The organism is Propionispira raffinosivorans DSM 20765 (assembly GCF_000381065.1).
Taxonomy (GTDB): Bacteria; Bacillota; Negativicutes; order Selenomonadales; family Selenomonadaceae; genus Propionispira; species Propionispira raffinosivorans.
This window is the reverse complement of the sequence record NZ_KB905872.1, coordinates 14902-31040: the sequence shown is the minus strand read 5'-3', so window position 1 is coordinate 31040 and position 16139 is coordinate 14902. Positions and strand designations below refer to the sequence as shown.

Genomic DNA, 16139 nt, shown 5'->3' with positions numbered 1-16139 from the left:
TGAAATACAAATATGGTAGTAGAACATTTTGGGCACGCGGCTATTTTGTGGATACGGTAGGAAGAAATAAAAAGCAGATAGAGAACTACATTAGGAATCAGCTAGAACAAGATCAAATAACAGAACAAATGAGTTTAAAAGAGTTTGTGGACCCGTTTACGGGTAGCAAGAAGCAAAAGGCATAAATAAAAAGCCCCTTTAGGGGTCGCCCGAAAAAGTAAAACGTTGGTTAGACCATTCGGACGCCCCTTGAGGGGCTTATGTTAGTAATATGCCATTCCAGGGCTTGAGCAAGCCTCCGGTTTACCGGAGGTCATGACTTGGACAAAAATGGAGCAAATAGAGCTTGGCATAATAGCCAAACTCTATCTTTTTATGCTAAATTACTTTGTGCTTTTATATATTCTGAAACTGATTGACGAGGAATTTTCCATATACGGTTAATACGGAAACATTTTAGTTCGCCGGATGCCAATAGTTTGTAAGCAGCGTTTTTGCCGATGAAAAGCATTTCACAAAGCTCTTCTACCGTTACTAGATCGTTATATTTTTCAACCATGATTTTTCAACCTCCATTTTTCTTATCTTACTTAAATGTTTATTGAAAAAAGCATTGCATGTATAATTTGTAAAAAGTTTACAACACATAAAAAAAGCTAACGTATTGCCATATAATCATCTTAAGGCATCAGAGTGTCTATATAATCTTGAATTGAAGATTTTGCAATAAAATAAATTTGCCGCGTTTCATGGCTTTTAATTTTTCAGAGAAAACAATGGGGACATGTCTTTTTTTTGTCAATAAAAGGTGATACTATAAGAAAAAGAATCCGCTTTCTGAATTTCAGGATAGTAGATTTATGGTACATTATGCGCAGGTAATATCTCCTAAAAACCACAAAAAAACATGATTTTCATAATAAAAAATCATGTTTCAGTCTATTTTTACTTGCAATCGCTAAGATGTGTAATATAATTAGAAATAGGGTGGAAATTAAAAAAGTCGCCGTGTCCCAAGAGTGCGCTAACACTCTTAGACACGAGCAGGTGAACCAGCACCTACACGTAACAGCTAGCTGTCTACGACGACAATTTATTATACCGTGATTTTCCTTGGGTGACAAGGGAGATGGTTTGTTCGGTATGATGTAATTGAAGTTTTGACAGGAGCTTAGCGTCTGCATGCAATTAAGATATAGCAAAGCGCATGTGTAGGTTGAATAAACCCGCGCATGCGCTTTTTTGATTTCCCCTGAAACAAACTGTAGGGTGGGTTCCTTTATTGGATTACAATAGAGAAACCCCTTGCAGAATGAGGATGGGGGATATAAATGATGATAAAAAATGTATTTGATTCGTTGGCTGCCACGATGGAGTATGAAAATTTGGCCGGACTCGATTTAGGGAAGCATTCTAGTGAATATTATCATGCCAGCGAAAAAGTCCTTGCGTATCAGAACAAAATCAAAAGTGCATTGCCTTTGGAGTTGCAGGAAACCTTGGAAAAACTTGATGATGAATATAATTGTATGATGCTGAGCGGAATGGACGTATATTATCGACAAGGTTTTTCCGATGCAGTCCGGCTGATTATGGAGACGATGAGTTGGTCACCAACGCGGAGTTAGAGAGAACGGGGCACCCTGGTGATTGGAAAAAATCGCCGGGGTGTTTCTGTGCGCCCAGAATGGGCGTTTATTCGTCGGTGCAGTCCGATGGAGAGAATGTAGAGTGTTTTAGTGAATGAAAATCTGACCGAAATAGACAATACAACCCATGAGAATGATGAAAGAGACGTAATACTTGGCTGCAGACTTTAACAATTCGCTGTCACGTTCGTTACTGGCAATTGCTGCGGTAGCGATAGCGATATTTTGAGGTGAAATCAGTTTTCCAGCACAGGCTCCAGTTGCATTGGCAGCTGCTATCCAACTTGCATTTGCATAAATTGCGGAGGCGGAAGCTGTTTGTAGTTTGCCAAAAAGAACACTGCTCGATGTTGCTGAACCAGTGATAAATGTGCCGACTGAGCCAATGAAGGGAGCGATGGCTGGATAGAAGATGCCGGTTGTATTGACAGCTGTTTCAGAGATTTCATGTGTCATGCCGCTGTATCCCATGACCTTGGCTGTAGCTATAATTGTGATGATTGTAATGATTGTGTTGCGCAGGCTAATAATTGTTTTGGCTAAAACCAGGAACATTTCTCCGAAAGATGCAGATTGTACTCGCCCACCAATGAAGGCGGCAAGCAGAATAAGTACTCCCGGTGTGGCAAGCTAGGTGAATGTATATGGTGAGGCGTCGGCTGCAGGAAATTACATGTGTTTTATATTATGCTATAGTACAATTCTCGCAATTTTTTTGTTTCATGATGCAGCTAACACGCCGACGTGAAATATTCATCCCCATTTTGCCTAATTCGCTTTTGATGTTACGTGTACCGTGATTGCTACGGTGGATAGAGAATATCCCCCCCTTTTTTATTGTGAGTTCGGATGAATTTACACCAAAATTTGACTCATAATAATAGGAAGTATGTAATCTTTTTATGCTTTTATACAGTGTTGAGAGTGAATGGAAAATAATTTATGATGAAAATTTTTGTGATTTAGAGAGACTTTATTTATCAGGATAAACCCATTATGTTTTGTAGTGATATATAACTGAACTGTATTTTGTATTTTTAAACTAAAGAAAGATACATGTAGATTTTTGTGTTAAGGCGCATTTCCTTAAAAATGGACAATAAAAAAGCCTCCGAAAACCTCGGAGGCATTGATAACACTGGAGCTGATGATAGGAATTGAACCTACGACCTGCTCATTACGAATGACGTAAGGACTATTTGTGATTATTGTAGATTGATGGGAAATCATTGATTTTACTGGCTTTACGGGGGTCAGGATTGGTGAATGTTGGTTTGAAATGGCAATGGTTTTTAAATGTTAAGGCGCAAATAAGGCGCATTGATTTTGATTAGGCGTCGATTGTTATTGGGGGAGTACCGTTTAGGATTGCTTACTAAGTTTTTGAATGGAATCAATGTTTATGGTTTGAATAGCTTTGAGTTGATCAATGGCCATTTTATTTAAAAGATCAAGTCTTTGCTCTTGGGGGATATTTTCTTTAATAAGTATGGCATTATAACTTTCCAGGTTAGCGAGAACTAATAGTTGATGAAGTGAAGCACAATCTCTGATGTTACCTTTAGCTTTAGGATACTCGTCTCGCCATTCTTTAGCTGTTTTGCCAAACAAAGCTACATTTAAGACATCGGCTTCATTGGCATAGGTCATGGACTTTTGTTTCGGTGCTAGTTTTTGGGGAATCAGGTTTTCTTTTATGGCATCCGTATGAATTTTATAATTTAGCTTTGCAATTTCACGGTTTAAGTTCCAACCAAGTGCTAATTTACTGCTTGCATCGCTTTTTATTCGTTGATAGTCTTTTATAATATAGAGCTTAAATTCAGCTGAAACCCATGAGGCAAATTCAAAGGCAATATCACTATGGGCATAGGTTCCGCCGTATCGCCCGGATTTTGAAATCATGCCGATTGCATTAGTAGAGCTGATCCATTTTTGTGGAGATAGAGTAAAAGCGTTTAGACCAGCTCCTTTTCTAAAGGCGTCGAATTCGACCCCTTTAAAATTAGGATTATGGAGTTGTTCCCATAATCCGAGAAATTCTAAGGTATCTTTGGTTCTAAGCCAATTTTTAACAACATCTTTTGGTTCTTCACTTTTATAACGTGCAATATCTGTTAATGAAATGAAATCATTTTGAAAATCTTCCGAGAATATAGAGATTTCTATTCCTTTTGCATGGAGCGTTTCTTTATTTTGTTTAGCCATAAGATCCTCCGTCCGATGTACTTTACTGATATAATCATAGCATAATATTAAGTCAAAATATAGGACTTGGCAAATCACCTCGAAGTCCTTCCATAACGATGTTGAAAAATGGTTCACCATTTTTTAATTCAATAAATTGTTTCTCCATATATATATTCTCCTTTATATAATATTTACTCAACTAAAAATACTTGGTAAAATTATTATACTTAAATAATTTTATACTAATAAGTACGCAGGATTTTGTGATTAGGTATTATTTTTCGTACCGAGGAGGAATAGATATGGCGAGCAAACAAGAATTAGAGCAGTATTTAAATTTCATTAGAGAATCAGATAATTACAAACAATGCCCTGTAAAAAGTGCATTGTTTGTAATTGGAGGGAAAATGGAAACTTCGTATATTAGTACAGTTATTAAAAAAAGAAGTGGTGCGGTTTAATGAATTTAAAAGGGACATATTAGGAATGACAAATACAATGCTATCAAATTCATTGCACGAACTGGAGAACGATGAATTAATTACTAGAAATCAATATAATGAGATGCCTCTAAGTGGTGGGATGATTATATCAAGTATCAAGGAATAAAATAAAAGCTTTCCGAACAGGAACAATGGTTAGCAGGTGTTTATTTTGAACTTGTCGAAATAATCCAACATATGAAATTTTTTATACAGAATAAAGTATATGGAGGAATAAATATGAAATATCCTGATACCATTAAAACAAATGAAGAAATCCTCAATGCTTTTAAGGTCGTAATTCCATATATCAATACAATTTCGCGTGAAGATATGGTGATCGGCTTAAGTAATTTGACAGAGTATATTGATTATCAAAAAGGAAATAATCTTGATATAGATCTGGTTCCAGGCAAGTCGGTTACGAATATAGCGACAATAATGGACTGTATTCGTGGCAATAAAACGACGTTTGCTGATGTTGAAAAAGAAGTTTATGGTAAGCCTATTAAGACAATATTTACACCAATTCGTGGGATCAATAATGAAATCATTGGCACGATCAGTTCCGGGGTAGATATGGCGGAAAATGCAAAACTGATTGAAACCGTTGCTGAGATGGCAAAATCAACCCGCAATGCTTACGAAGCGGTAGAGCAGGTTGCCCATAGTGCTAGTGAGCTTGCAAATGCTGGGCAGGAATCCATTACACAGGCAGCTACACTTATGGAGAAAAATAGTGAAACTATAAAGGTTATCGAATTTATTAATAATATTGCTCAGCAGACCAATTTATTAGGACTCAATGCAGCAATTGAAGCAGCTAGAGCCGGAGAGATGGGGCGAGGGTTTGCTGTTGTGGCAGAAGAGGTTCGCAAGTTAGCGGAACAATCTAAATCTGCTACTGAAAAAATCCAACAGATCTTAAAGGAAATGAATGTTGCTGTTACCGGAATTTCTCGATCAATTGAAACAACGGGGGCGATTAGTGAAGAACAAGCAGCTTCGACAGAAGAAATTACAGCACATTTGGGGCATGTGAGCAATGCTGCCAATGAGTTAGAAGTTTTTGTTAAAAAATTCAAATGATATAAAACCCCTAAAATCAATTACAACGATTTTAGGGGTTTTATACTTACTAATCTTCATCCATAATTTTTTATTTATGGAAATATTTTTCCATCATAGGTACATCGGAAAGGTAGGTATCGATTTTTATAATAAGCCCATTAGCAACAGTCAATACAGTTGCTAATTCTTCATCTAAGATGCATCCATCTGCTGATGTTGCAGTATTGTTTAGTGATAGAGTAAGTCCATTTTGTCCTACAAGAATATGGTGGAGCGTTGTTTGTACTCCGCTTGCAATAATAGTTTTAGTACGTTCGATAACAGCATCCGCACCTACAGCAGTTCCAGAAATCATTCCATCACCAGGAAGTGTCCATTTGATATCAGTGTGTAAAAGACTTTTAATACCGTCCCAATCGTGAGCTTTATATGCATATAAGAAATCTTCAGCAATTTTTTGATTTATTTGGTTAGTCATATTTAAAAATGCCTCCTTTGGTTTTTAGCTCTAAATATAGTTTACATTAGGAGTAACATCATGTAAAATCATTAATCAATATAATTTGATATGGCTTTAAAGCATATGACTTAAAGTATACTTTAAGTCAAGTACTAAATCTGGAAATTAGAGTATAAGTGCTATGTCAATAATCTATCAGTGGCTATAGCATAAATGATAAAAAATATATTTCATTGGCAAAAAATGTCTTATGGCTGTTTTTCACACGAATCGTTGCCATATCTTAAAAAAAGTTTATAATGATTTTGTATGTACTTTATAGTACTTATTTGATATAATGTACATAAGGTATATAAGTTGGATTTGTAGCGCAACCCATATTAATATGAGTTGATGGTAGTAATATTTTGGGATATCGTACCCGTATAAGAGCGAGGTAAAAAAGGAATAGGCGCGGTAATTCGCGTCTATTCTTTTTTTAGGAGAAAAATGAAATCTGAAAATCTGAAAATCTGAAATTATATGAAATTGATAAAGATTATTTACTTTTTTTGCACAATATTGATGATAACGTTAGTTTGGAGCATCCTAACGCGAATAGTCGAAAATTTTTAGGCGTAGTTTGCGAGATTAATAATATAAAATATTATGCCCCGTTAGGCTCACCAAAAGAGAAGCATAAAACAATGCACGAGGGATTGGATTTATATAAAATTAAAAATGGAGAATTAGGTATGATCAATTTTAACAATATAATACCTGTCTCTGATGATGTCGTAAGCATGTTTGACCTATCTATTTTAATAAATGATGATCCTAAATATAGAAACATGATGTTGTAGCAATTACGTATTTTTAATACTACCGCTGAGACAGATAAAATTATAAAAAAATCCAAGAAGCTATATACGGTGAGATATAAACCATATTTGCCTGATAATATAAAAGCTAGATGTTGTGATTGGCACGCGCTCGAAGAGGCGATGAAAACAAGAATAGCTCCTACTGAGTCTAAAACATTTAATTTATTAAAAGAGTCGCTAGATGAGATTAATAAGGCTTTAACTATAACTACATTAACAGATAATACTGATAATAAGTAATGGATATTATAAAAAAATACGTAATAAAAAAGGACTGTTGCACATAATAAAACATGTGCAGCAGTTTTTTTGTAAAAAAATTACTCCCAAGCTTTCAATCGCTTGGGAGTATATAATACGTATTCTTTAACTATAATAAAACCAAACTTGCTATTCGGTATAAATCATATGGCAGCGTAAAAATTGATTTGTGAAATAAGCTGCTGGTTGTATAGTTAGAAAACTTGTTTGAGAGGATCGTTAATGAATCGAATAGAGCAAGTTAATCCATTAACTAAAAAACAGGATTTGATACATTTTTGACGAAGATAGAACATTATGAAAATTAAGGAGATGTTCGAATGATAGTTGAAAAAAAATTATGGGATGGGTTAAACATGACGGAAGAAAAATTTAAACGTATCAATGAGCATTTACTTGAAACTATGCAAAAATATGGAGATAAAATAACATATGATGAGTTTGAAAAGAGTATAAAAACCTTTAATAATTGTACAACAGGTGAAGCAAAAATAATCATTGGACTGTTTGCGTCGAGGGGCATGTTTTTAAATATTATTGAATCGTGGGAAACTATTCCGTTAGAAGTGGAAAGTCTGTTACGAGAACTTCGTAGAACATCTCATACGAATATACAATAACATTTAAAGCAGTGAAAGACATTAAAACTGCTATTAAGGGCAGCATATTAACAATAAATGTAAATATAATACATTTATTAACTGGTGAAGTTTCGACGGTATGTTATACTAATTTCTAATATATGTATTATAGTTAGTTGTTTCATAATGCCAAATTTTATAATTAAAAGAGGTATGGTTATGACTACTACGATAGACGGAGGTTGGATTATTCAAACTCCTGTAGAAAAAGACAATAAAGATATTTTTTACAAAGCATTGAAGATGCTGATTCGAATTAGTTATGAACCATTAGAGGTGGGGATAAAAAAGTATCTAGGTAAGACCCAGTATTTATTTATAGCTAAATCTGTAGCAGTGATGTATCCAAATCAAACTGGACTTGTGAGAATCTATATTATGGCAGTTTTGCATCATATTGAGTATAAAGTAATAAATATTGAAAAAATTATGTGAATATTTTAAAAAGAGGCTGTTTTTCGGTAAATAGTCTCTTTCTTATTATTAAAAAGCAAGGCTGAAAGATATGATATTTGAAATGGGGGATGCTACATGAAAGAAGTTACTGTCTTGATAGTAGATGACTCAAAAAGTAGCTATATGATATTAAGTAAAATATTATCAAAAACAAATTTTAAAGTTTGTGGTTACGCTAAAAACAGCAAAGAAGCTATTGAGAAATATAAGGAACACAACCCAGATATTGTAACAATGGATATGAATTTATCAGGAATTAATGGTATCGAAACAAGTCGGTGCATTTTAGAAATGAATCCAAAAGCAAAAATTATAATGATTAGTGCCATGAAAGATTCTTTGTTAATCACAAAAGGGCGGGAAATCGGTATCAGTTCTTTTTTACAAAAACCTGTAACACCCTATGAACTTATTGATACACTATTGCTTTTATATCAAAGTGAAGATAAAACAAGTGATCATATTGAAGAAGCTTATATTAAACCATTAATTAAAATTTTCCAACATGAAATTTTCCAAATAACAAATTTGGAAAGTACGATGAAATTCGAAGAAAATGTTTTGGAAGAGTCTGATATTAGTGGAACAGCCGCTATTGTTGGTTTAACCGGAGATATACAGGGCAAAGCAATTTTGTATGCAGAGGATGCTGCTGTGATTGGCTTTGCGCGGTTAATGTTGCAGTTGGATGAGGAAGACGAATTAGATGATGATGATGCTCGAGAAGCGTTTAGTGAAGCGGCAAATGTAATTATGGGGAAGTATGTATCCTATTTAGATGATGTCCTCAAAGATCAAGATGTTAGAATGTCACCACCAGGTATTATAAAAGGTCGAAACATGAAATTTTTGAGTGTGAAATTACGACCCTTTGATATTACCGCTAGCACCTCAATCGGTGATATCAAAATATCAATTGGATTTTCTAAGGGGGCAAAATAAATGGATGTACAGATGGTAAATCCTTTTATTACGGCAATTTACGATGTTTTACCGCAACTTGGTTTCCAAAATATAAAACGTAATAAACTAAGCGTAGGAGAAAAATATTTAAAGAGTTTTGGTGTTATTGTCTTGGTTGGGTTTAGTAAAGGAATTTCTGGCAATGTAGCATATAATATGTCGATGAATACGGCTTGTGGATTTGCTTCTACGATGATGATGGGGGTGCCAGTACTTGAATTAAATTCAATTGCCGAAAGTGCAATTTCTGAGTTGGCTAACATGCTAACCGCTCAAGTTGCAACGAAACTGTCTTCACAAAATCATCTAGTAGATATTTCCACACCTAATTTAACAATAGGAGAAGATGTTTCCTTGTGTATTAGTGATAATCAATATTTGATTGTTGAACTTGATGTAGATGGAAAGAGATTTGAAGTAGATATAAAAATTGATTAATATCCGAAGAGCTGTGTGAAGACTGTTATATATGATGTAACAGTCTTGTTTTTGCCGACGAAAAGGATGATTTTGAATAAACAGAAAATAATAGCATAACATTTGAGTGTTTATTACGGAATGATTTTATATTTTGTCATAAAGCATATGGTTTTATAAAATTTATATAGGGAGAGATGCAATATGTCTTGGTTTAATAATTTAAAGGTGAAGCAAAAATTAAGTATTTTAATCCTTACTTTTAGTTTAGCTGTTATCTTAGTTGGTATGATTGGATATTTTAATTTAAAACGAAGCAGTGAATATACGGATATGATGTATCAAAACAATTTGACAGAAGTTAGCTTGGCCTATGAAAATCGAATTTATATACGAAGAATTCGTAGTGATTTATTTGAATTAATGATCACAACCGATGTAAAAGAAAATCAGCGATTGATTGATCAAATTGCTGATGCAAGGAAAAAATATAATGAAAATTTAACAAAATTTGAAGCTTTGCCTTTGAGTCAGGAGCAAAAAAATAAGTTTAAAGAATTACAAAGTATTGTAGTACAGTATAAAGATGCAAACAATGAAGTTCTGGAGCTTGCAAAAGTCAATAAAAATGCAGAAGCCTTTTCGGTATATAAACAAAAAGTTGAATCACTAGCAAATGCAACAACGAAATCTTTACAAGATTTATCAGAGATCTCAAAAAAAGACGCGGAGAAAATGAATCAGGAATCAAAAGATAGTTTTGCCAAAGCAAGTATGCTGTTTATCATAATTACCATCGTGGCAGTTGTTATTGGTGCAGGCTTGGGTATTTTGATTGTTAAACAAATTGTTAAACGTTTAGCTGAATCAGTACAATTTTTGGGAGGCATTGCATCTGGAGATTTTTCAAATAATGTTGCGGATCATAATATGAACGATAAAAGCGAATTTGGTGTATTGTCCAAGGCCGTTGATCAGATGAATCGAAATATAAGAACACTTATAAAGCAGTTGCTTAATACGTCGGAACAATTAGCTGCAGCTTCGCAGGAACTGACCGCGAGTGCAGAACAGTCTGCGCAAGCATCTGCACAGGTGGCAGAATCGATTACTGAAGTGGCAAAAGGTGCTGAAAAGCAACTTGAAATTGCAATTACAACAAATCATATTGTCGAAGAAATGGCAAAAGGGATTCATCAAGTAACCACAAACACAGTAGAAGTAGCAAAATCAACAGAAAAAACTTCAGTTGCAGCCGTTGGCGGCGAGAAAGCGGTTCAAGAAACAATCAGTCAGATGCGCGTTATTGAGCAAAAAACAAATACTACAGCAGGTGTAATTGGAGAACTTGAAGATAAAGCGCAACAGATAAGTCAGATTGTATCTTTGATTTCAAATATAGCTGGACAAACCAATCTATTAGCATTAAATGCAGCAATTGAGGCTGCAAGAGCAGGGGAGGCAGGAAAAGGCTTTGCTGTTGTAGCAGATGAAGTAAGAAAATTAGCGGAACAGTCCGCTAATGCAACCAAAGATATCACGAATTTGATCAGTGATGTTCAGCTGAAGACACAAACTGCAGTTACATTTATGAATGAAAGTAAACGAGAAGTGGAAATGGGATCGGAATTAGTTGAGTTAGCTGGACGGAACTTTAATGAAATTTTGGATATGATTAAAGGTGTAGCTGATGAAATTAATGAAATATCGGCAGCTACAGAAGAGTTGACCAGTGGTACGGAAGATGTTATAAAAGCAGCAAGTGGTAGCAGTACACAAACTAAAAAAACAGCGGAAGAAACAGAAACTATATCGGCAGCAACGGAAGAACAGTCAGCTTCTATGGAAGAAATCGCATCCGCCAGCACGCACTTGTCGCAAATGGCGGCTGAACTGCAAGAATCTATTCGAAAGTTTAAAGTTTAAATAAAATTGCTGAATTTACTTGAAATACCCTCTTTTGTTCGATAGATAACGAATACAATTGTCGAGCAAAGGGGGTATGTTTATGGTGCACCAAGGGTAAAGGCTATTTAATAAATAGTTTTTTACCCCAATAAATTAGCATATAAAATCCAAGTATTTAAGATTTTTTATAAAAATCCAATGAATTGAGACTTTTTATAAAGCATTCATTCCAAACTGGAACTATTTTTTGATGATAGCCTGGGGTAAGTTGATAGCTAGTAAAATGAAAAATCACAAGTATATTATTGATATATTTATTTATAAATATTAGCTATTGTTTAAGTATTATTTCTTTCGTATACTTAAACTATCAACATAAATTGTTGAAATGCTCTAGAAGGGAATGATTTGTAATGCAGAGACACACTGTATCATCTAGCCGAATAAACACTGTTGGATGGGAAAATAACGTCTTGGAAATTGAATTTCTAGATGGGTCACTATACCAATATGCAGATGTTTCTATAGCGGAATATGATAATTTTCTTAATTCCGCATCTTTAGATTCTGCTCTTTCCCGTATTGAAATAATCCATCATTATTATCGAGTTTAGCTTTTAAAGTGGCTGCACGTATGATGCGGTCACTTTTTTGCAGTGCTTGTGGATGTTTTTACGCCATATAGATAATAATAAAAAACATATTTAAAGGGAAATTAATAAAATAAAAAATATTGTTTAATAATAAATATAATTATTGAATAATAAAAAAACAAAAAAATAATAGAGGGGGTAATGTAATGAATATTTGGATTGTAGCTATACCGGTAGTAATAATTGTAGCATCATATTTTGAAGTTTATAAATTGAAACACATTACCGTTGCATATAAAGACAATTTTGGGCAAGTTCGTGGGTATGCTTTTTATTACGCTTACCCGCTGAAAGAAAGTTGGATGAATATTTCGGAGTTTGAAAAATATGTAGCAACAAAAAAGAAATTGTCAGAGGTCAAGATTGAACAGATAAAAGTAAAAAGTGAATGGAGGCTGCGGAGATCGTAAGATGTGAAGATACTTCTCCTGCTTTAGCATCCACGTAATCCGACATACTCTCCCAAATTGTAAAATTTTTATTAGAAAGAAGTTCTGCTATTATGTTACAGATATTTGAAGACGTTGAGAAGCAAAAAATAGAATTAGAAAAACTTTTAATTAATGCACAGACATCCGAGATTATATATCGACAAAAAAATGAAATAAAAATTGCTAATCGTTTAAAAATCTTAGAAAAACAATTACGTATAGCGGTGAAAAGCCTAGAGGATTCAATGATACTGAAGTAAAGATAATAGGTCAAATTAAAATAATGCTATTTACGGGATGTGTTTTCGCTAGTTTTTGTTTTATACACATAAATAAAATTATCAACACAAAGAAACTAAAGAGCGTCATTAATTTAGGCGTGTTAGATGGCTGAAGTATGTAGGATATTTAAAATTTTTACGCAAGAGTTTTATCAATCTGATATATAAGGGTAGTTATCGTAATATTAATAGAGGATATATAGATACCATGTAGAAAATAGCTGTAAGACTATTCAGATAGATAATTCAGTCGATGAATAAAAAAGAGGAGGGGTATTAATGGGGATGTTCTGTTATCAATGTCAGGAAACAGCTAAAGGAACGGGGTGCACAGTCAAAGGTGTTTGCGGTAAGACGGAGCGTGTTGCTAAACTGCAAGATTTATTGATTTACACATTAAAAGGTGTTTCAGAAATTGTCATCAAAGGTAATTTAGATGTAAAAAATTTGGAACAAGTCAATCATGAAGCCCTGCGAAGTTTATTTATTACGATTACGAATGCAAATTTCGATGATATTGCAATTGCAAAAGAAATAGAAAAAATGATTACCATGCGAAACAAATTGCGCGAAAAAATTACTGAAAAAATCTTGCACGATGCAGCAGTTTTTGAAGTTTCCTCTATTGATGATATGCAAATGAAGGCCGCTGAAATAGGCGTTTTAGCAACAGAAAATGAAGATGTCAGATCGTTGAGAGAACTAATCACTTATGGTGTAAAGGGAATGGCTGCATACACCCATCACGCATTGAATATTGGAAAAGAAAATGTTGATATTTATGCTTTTTTGTATGAAGCATTAGCAGCCACCTTGGATGATGGTCTTACGATCGAGGAACTTGTTGCTTTGACCTTAAAAACAGGACAGTATGGTGTTGCGGCTATGGCTTTACTGGATGAGGCAAATACATCAAAATATGGGAATCCAGAACTTACAGAAGTCAATATTGGTGTTATGAATAATCCAGCTATATTGATTTCTGGTCATGATCTGACAGATCTTGAACAACTCTTGGAACAGACAAAAGGAACTGGCATTGATGTATATACACACAGCGAAATGCTGCCAGCCCATTATTACCCAGCCTTTAAAAAATATGATAACTTGATTGGAAATTACGGGAATTCATGGTGGAAGCAGATAGAAGAGTTTGCATCTTTTAATGGACCAATCCTTTTTACAACAAATTGTATAGTACCACCAAGAAGTGAAGAAATCAAAGCCAGAATATTTACGAGTGGTGCTTCTGGGTATCCTGGGTGCGTGCATATTGAAGCGGATCTTAATGGCAAGAAAGATTTTTCGCAAATTATAAATCTTGCTAAAACACTAAAGGCACCAACTGAAATTGAAACGGGTAAAATTATAGGCGGCTTTGCTCACGAACAGGTTTTTGCACTTGCCGATAAAGTCGTTGCTGCAGTGAAATCTGGAGCTATTAAAAAATTTGTTGTCATGGCCGGTTGTGATGGACGAATGAAATCGAGAGAATACTATACGGAGTTTGCTCAAAAACTTCCCAAGGATAGCGTGATTTTGACAGCAGGCTGTGCGAAGTATCGCTATAACAAACTGGGGCTAGGCGATATCGGAGGAATTCCAAGAGTTCTTGATGCGGGGCAATGCAATGATTCGTATTCGTTAGCACTTATTGCATTGAAGCTTAAAGACATATTTGAATTACAGGATGTAAATGAGCTTCCAATTGTTTATAACATAGCTTGGTATGAACAAAAAGCAGTCATTGTACTGCTTGCGTTGCTATATCTCGGAGTGAAAAACATTCATTTAGGACCAACACTACCAGGATTCCTTTCTCCAAATGTAGCAAAAGTATTAATAGACAATTTTGGTATTACTGGTGTAGGACCTGTGGCTGATGATATTGTCAGATTTATAGAATCGTAGTCGAAAGCTAATGGTTTTAGTCGTAGCGAAACGAGCGTGTAAATAAAAATATGTAACTTAATACCACAAAGGCCTTCTATGATAAAATTCATAGGAGGCCTAATTTATTATGCCAAGAGAGAGTCAATACATTGGGACGAAAGGGCGGGGTTCAAATGAAAATTATCCGGTGAAATTTTTTCAGGAATTGCATTCTGTATAAAAATATGGCATATTTGTATGTAAGATAAGTACTTAGTATTTATTTTTTAACAATAAATTTTTTAAATGGATATAGAGGAATTGATGTATGGATTTTGATATTAGAACATTATTTATGGGAGCTACGGTCCTTGTTTGGATGAATGCTTTGATAATGGTTAGCATATGGTTTTACATTCGTGTAATTCGGGATGCTATTGCATTTTGGAGCTTGAGCCAAATTTTATTAGGTAGCAGTTTGCTTTTATACTCTTTTAGAGGAGTGATTCCTGATTTTCATTCTATTATTTTGGCAAATGCTGGAGCCTTTCTTTCCTCTTTAGCAATTCAAGCAGGTATTGCTTGTTATGTGAATAAACCAGCATATTTACGACGAAAGCTTGCCACTATTTTTTTTGTTTTTATGGTGAGTCTATTTTACCTAACATATATTTATCCCTCTGTTGCTTGGCGGATTATTGATATAAGTCTGTTTTTAGTGATCCTTTCTGGTATAAGTATCCGTACTTTATCTCGCAACATAACCTATGCAGATAACGTACCCAGCAAGTATTTGTCACTTATTTTGAAATTAAATATAGTGTTTCTATTTTTTCGCATTTTGCTGACAATTTCAGATCGTTTTTATTTTGATTTAATGCAACTAGGAAGTGTCCAGGTTGCTTTTATTATCGGTATTTTCATTTTATATATGACTTTATCACTCTGCTTATTTTGGATTATTATGGACAAAATGAATCATCAAATTAAAATTAAGGCCTATACCGATATGCTTACAGGATTACCAAATCGCCGTGCACTAGAAGAGACTTTAGTCAAACTTGTTCTTCATAGAAATAAAGCAGCAGGCGTTCTTATGCTTGATGTTGATGAATTTAAAATGATCAATGATACCTACGGTCATCAGGCTGGAGATCTGTATTTGAAAGAAGTGAGCCATGTTATTGCTGATGCATTTAATCTAAGAGCAGAAGCGTTTCGCTATGCCGGTGATGAATTTATTATAATTGCTTATGAGGCAGAGCTTCTAGTACAAACAATAAAACATTTATGTGAAAAGGTAGAAAATTTGTCAGTTTTATGGCAGGGAGAATTAATACATACAACGATTAGTGTTGGCTTTGCAGTAAATGATGATAATGTGACGAACTGGGCTGAATTGATTCAACGAGCTGATGAGGATTTATACCGAACGAAAAAAGCAAGAAGGAGTCATATATAACGCATTAAATAATATTACATTATAGGAGATGCGGATCAGTAAGAAAATTTGATATGTGTTATGTGAGTGAGATTACTAA

Annotated in this window: 19 protein-coding genes and 1 pseudogene; 16 read left to right on the top strand and 4 right to left on the bottom strand. The window is 34.4% G+C overall.

The genetic code is table 11. From position 1 onward, the window contains the following. Nucleotides 1–185: transposase (locus F606_RS0118525; protein ID WP_019555384.1), on the top strand; the 185-nt coding region annotated here is incomplete at its 5' end. Between the two features lie 188 nt (nt 186–373). Here the strand turns inward: F606_RS0118525 and F606_RS0118520 are convergent. After that, on the bottom strand, nt 374–559 hold the full coding sequence (locus F606_RS0118520) for a helix-turn-helix domain-containing protein (RefSeq protein WP_019555383.1): 186 nt from the start codon (nt 557–559) through the stop codon (nt 374–376). Nucleotides 560–1331: 772 nt separating this feature from the next. Between F606_RS0118520 and F606_RS0118515 the strand changes: the two genes are divergently transcribed. After that, nucleotides 1332–1628 carry a DUF6809 family protein gene (locus F606_RS0118515; RefSeq protein ID WP_019555382.1) on the top strand — a complete coding sequence of 99 codons (297 nt, stop codon included), beginning with the start codon at nt 1332–1334 and terminating at the stop codon, nt 1626–1628. A gap of 108 nt (nt 1629–1736) precedes the next feature. Here F606_RS0118515 and F606_RS22065 read toward each other — a convergent pair. Both F606_RS22065 and F606_RS0118505 read right to left on the bottom strand, forming a co-directional pair. Beyond that, nucleotides 1737–2267 (bottom strand): annotated as a pseudogene (locus F606_RS22065) (L-lactate permease); the annotation flags it as partial. Between the two features lie 744 nt (nt 2268–3011). Continuing rightward, nucleotides 3012–3857 carry a KilA-N domain-containing protein gene (locus F606_RS0118505; protein ID WP_019555380.1) on the bottom strand — a complete coding sequence of 282 codons (846 nt, stop codon included), beginning with the start codon at nt 3855–3857 and terminating at the stop codon, nt 3012–3014. Nucleotides 3858–4141: 284 nt separating this feature from the next. Here F606_RS0118505 and F606_RS23575 point away from each other — a divergent pair, with 284 nt between their 5' ends. The 3 genes from F606_RS23575 to F606_RS23875 all read left to right on the top strand — a co-directional run bounded on the left by F606_RS23575 (nt 4142) and on the right by F606_RS23875 (nt 5410). Then, the gene (locus tag F606_RS23575) at nt 4142–4300 is read left to right on the top strand and encodes a hypothetical protein (RefSeq protein ID WP_211210105.1); all 159 of its coding nucleotides are present in this window, start codon (nt 4142–4144) and stop codon (nt 4298–4300) included. Next, the gene (locus F606_RS24060) at nt 4287–4448 is read left to right on the top strand and encodes a winged helix-turn-helix transcriptional regulator (protein WP_407635988.1); all 162 of its coding nucleotides are present in this window, start codon (nt 4287–4289) and stop codon (nt 4446–4448) included. The genes F606_RS23575 and F606_RS24060 overlap by 14 nt, the downstream gene beginning before the upstream one ends. A gap of 113 nt (nt 4449–4561) precedes the next feature. Continuing rightward, nucleotides 4562–5410, top strand: coding sequence for a methyl-accepting chemotaxis protein (locus F606_RS23875; RefSeq protein WP_019555378.1), 849 nt, complete (start codon nt 4562–4564; stop codon nt 5408–5410). 70 nt (nt 5411–5480) lie between these two features. On the opposite strand, the gene F606_RS0118485 is transcribed toward F606_RS23875, so the two are convergent. Next, a complete protein-coding gene (locus F606_RS0118485) occupies nt 5481–5870 on the bottom strand; it encodes a nuclear transport factor 2 family protein (protein WP_019555377.1) in 390 nt (129 codons plus the stop codon). 494 nt (nt 5871–6364) lie between these two features. Here F606_RS0118485 and F606_RS24055 point away from each other — a divergent pair, with 494 nt between their 5' ends. The 11 genes from F606_RS24055 (at nt 6365) to F606_RS0118420 (ending at nt 16060) form a co-directional block, all read left to right on the top strand. After that, a complete protein-coding gene (locus F606_RS24055; RefSeq protein ID WP_083924110.1) occupies nt 6365–6694 on the top strand; it encodes a type III toxin-antitoxin system ToxN/AbiQ family toxin in 330 nt (109 codons plus the stop codon). A 602-nt stretch (nt 6695–7296) separates the two neighbouring features. Beyond that, on the top strand, nt 7297–7596 hold the full coding sequence (locus tag F606_RS0118470) for a hypothetical protein (RefSeq protein WP_019555374.1): 300 nt from the start codon (nt 7297–7299) through the stop codon (nt 7594–7596). A 180-nt stretch (nt 7597–7776) separates the two neighbouring features. Further along, entirely contained in the window at nt 7777–8052 is a 276-nt protein-coding gene (locus tag F606_RS0118465; RefSeq protein WP_019555373.1) for a hypothetical protein, read from the top strand. A gap of 96 nt (nt 8053–8148) precedes the next feature. Beyond that, nucleotides 8149–9015: a response regulator gene (locus F606_RS0118460; RefSeq protein WP_019555372.1), complete on the top strand. Its 867-nt coding sequence runs from the start codon at nt 8149–8151 to the stop codon at nt 9013–9015. Beyond that, a complete protein-coding gene (locus tag F606_RS0118455) occupies nt 9016–9474 on the top strand; it encodes a chemotaxis protein CheX (RefSeq protein WP_019555371.1) in 459 nt (152 codons plus the stop codon). 183 nt (nt 9475–9657) lie between these two features. Next, the gene (locus tag F606_RS0118450) at nt 9658–11379 is read left to right on the top strand and encodes a methyl-accepting chemotaxis protein (RefSeq protein ID WP_019555370.1); all 1722 of its coding nucleotides are present in this window, start codon (nt 9658–9660) and stop codon (nt 11377–11379) included. A gap of 395 nt (nt 11380–11774) precedes the next feature. Beyond that, the gene (locus tag F606_RS0118445; protein ID WP_026329486.1) at nt 11775–11975 is read left to right on the top strand and encodes a KTSC domain-containing protein; all 201 of its coding nucleotides are present in this window, start codon (nt 11775–11777) and stop codon (nt 11973–11975) included. Between the two features lie 185 nt (nt 11976–12160). After that, a complete protein-coding gene (locus F606_RS0118440) occupies nt 12161–12424 on the top strand; it encodes a hypothetical protein (protein ID WP_019555369.1) in 264 nt (87 codons plus the stop codon). 92 nt (nt 12425–12516) lie between these two features. Beyond that, nucleotides 12517–12705, top strand: a complete 189-nt coding sequence (locus F606_RS0118435; protein WP_019555368.1) for a hypothetical protein — start codon at nt 12517–12519, stop codon at nt 12703–12705. Nucleotides 12706–13005: 300 nt separating this feature from the next. Next, complete coding sequence (hcp, locus tag F606_RS0118430) at nt 13006–14637, top strand: hydroxylamine reductase (RefSeq protein WP_019555367.1); 1632 nt, start codon at nt 13006–13008, stop codon at nt 14635–14637. A gap of 289 nt (nt 14638–14926) precedes the next feature. Continuing rightward, nucleotides 14927–16060, top strand: a complete 1134-nt coding sequence (locus F606_RS0118420; RefSeq protein ID WP_019555365.1) for a GGDEF domain-containing protein — start codon at nt 14927–14929, stop codon at nt 16058–16060. Nucleotides 16061–16139 lie beyond the last annotated feature (79 nt).

What these genes read in the sequence shown, in the direction of transcription:
- F606_RS0118520 (WP_019555383.1), bottom strand. Translation starts at nt 559, where the DNA reads ATGGTTGAAAAATATAACGATCTAGTAACGGTAGAAGAGCTTTGTGAA.
- F606_RS0118515 (WP_019555382.1), top strand. Translation starts at nt 1,332, where the DNA reads ATGATGATAAAAAATGTATTTGATTCGTTGGCTGCCACGATGGAGTAT.
- F606_RS0118505 (WP_019555380.1), bottom strand. Translation starts at nt 3,857, where the DNA reads ATGGCTAAACAAAATAAAGAAACGCTCCATGCAAAAGGAATAGAAATC.
- F606_RS23575 (WP_211210105.1), top strand. Translation starts at nt 4,142, where the DNA reads ATGGCGAGCAAACAAGAATTAGAGCAGTATTTAAATTTCATTAGAGAA.
- F606_RS23875 (WP_019555378.1), top strand. Translation starts at nt 4,562, where the DNA reads ATGAAATATCCTGATACCATTAAAACAAATGAAGAAATCCTCAATGCT.
- F606_RS0118485 (WP_019555377.1), bottom strand. Translation starts at nt 5,870, where the DNA reads ATGACTAACCAAATAAATCAAAAAATTGCTGAAGATTTCTTATATGCA.
- F606_RS0118470 (WP_019555374.1), top strand. Translation starts at nt 7,297, where the DNA reads ATGATAGTTGAAAAAAAATTATGGGATGGGTTAAACATGACGGAAGAA.
- F606_RS0118465 (WP_019555373.1), top strand. Translation starts at nt 7,777, where the DNA reads ATGACTACTACGATAGACGGAGGTTGGATTATTCAAACTCCTGTAGAA.
- F606_RS0118460 (WP_019555372.1), top strand. Translation starts at nt 8,149, where the DNA reads ATGAAAGAAGTTACTGTCTTGATAGTAGATGACTCAAAAAGTAGCTAT.
- F606_RS0118455 (WP_019555371.1), top strand. Translation starts at nt 9,016, where the DNA reads ATGGATGTACAGATGGTAAATCCTTTTATTACGGCAATTTACGATGTT.
- F606_RS0118450 (WP_019555370.1), top strand. Translation starts at nt 9,658, where the DNA reads ATGTCTTGGTTTAATAATTTAAAGGTGAAGCAAAAATTAAGTATTTTA.
- F606_RS0118445 (WP_026329486.1), top strand. Translation starts at nt 11,775, where the DNA reads ATGCAGAGACACACTGTATCATCTAGCCGAATAAACACTGTTGGATGG.
- F606_RS0118440 (WP_019555369.1), top strand. Translation starts at nt 12,161, where the DNA reads ATGAATATTTGGATTGTAGCTATACCGGTAGTAATAATTGTAGCATCA.
- F606_RS0118435 (WP_019555368.1), top strand. Translation starts at nt 12,517, where the DNA reads ATGTTACAGATATTTGAAGACGTTGAGAAGCAAAAAATAGAATTAGAA.
- hcp (WP_019555367.1), top strand. Translation starts at nt 13,006, where the DNA reads ATGGGGATGTTCTGTTATCAATGTCAGGAAACAGCTAAAGGAACGGGG.
- F606_RS0118420 (WP_019555365.1), top strand. Translation starts at nt 14,927, where the DNA reads ATGGATTTTGATATTAGAACATTATTTATGGGAGCTACGGTCCTTGTT.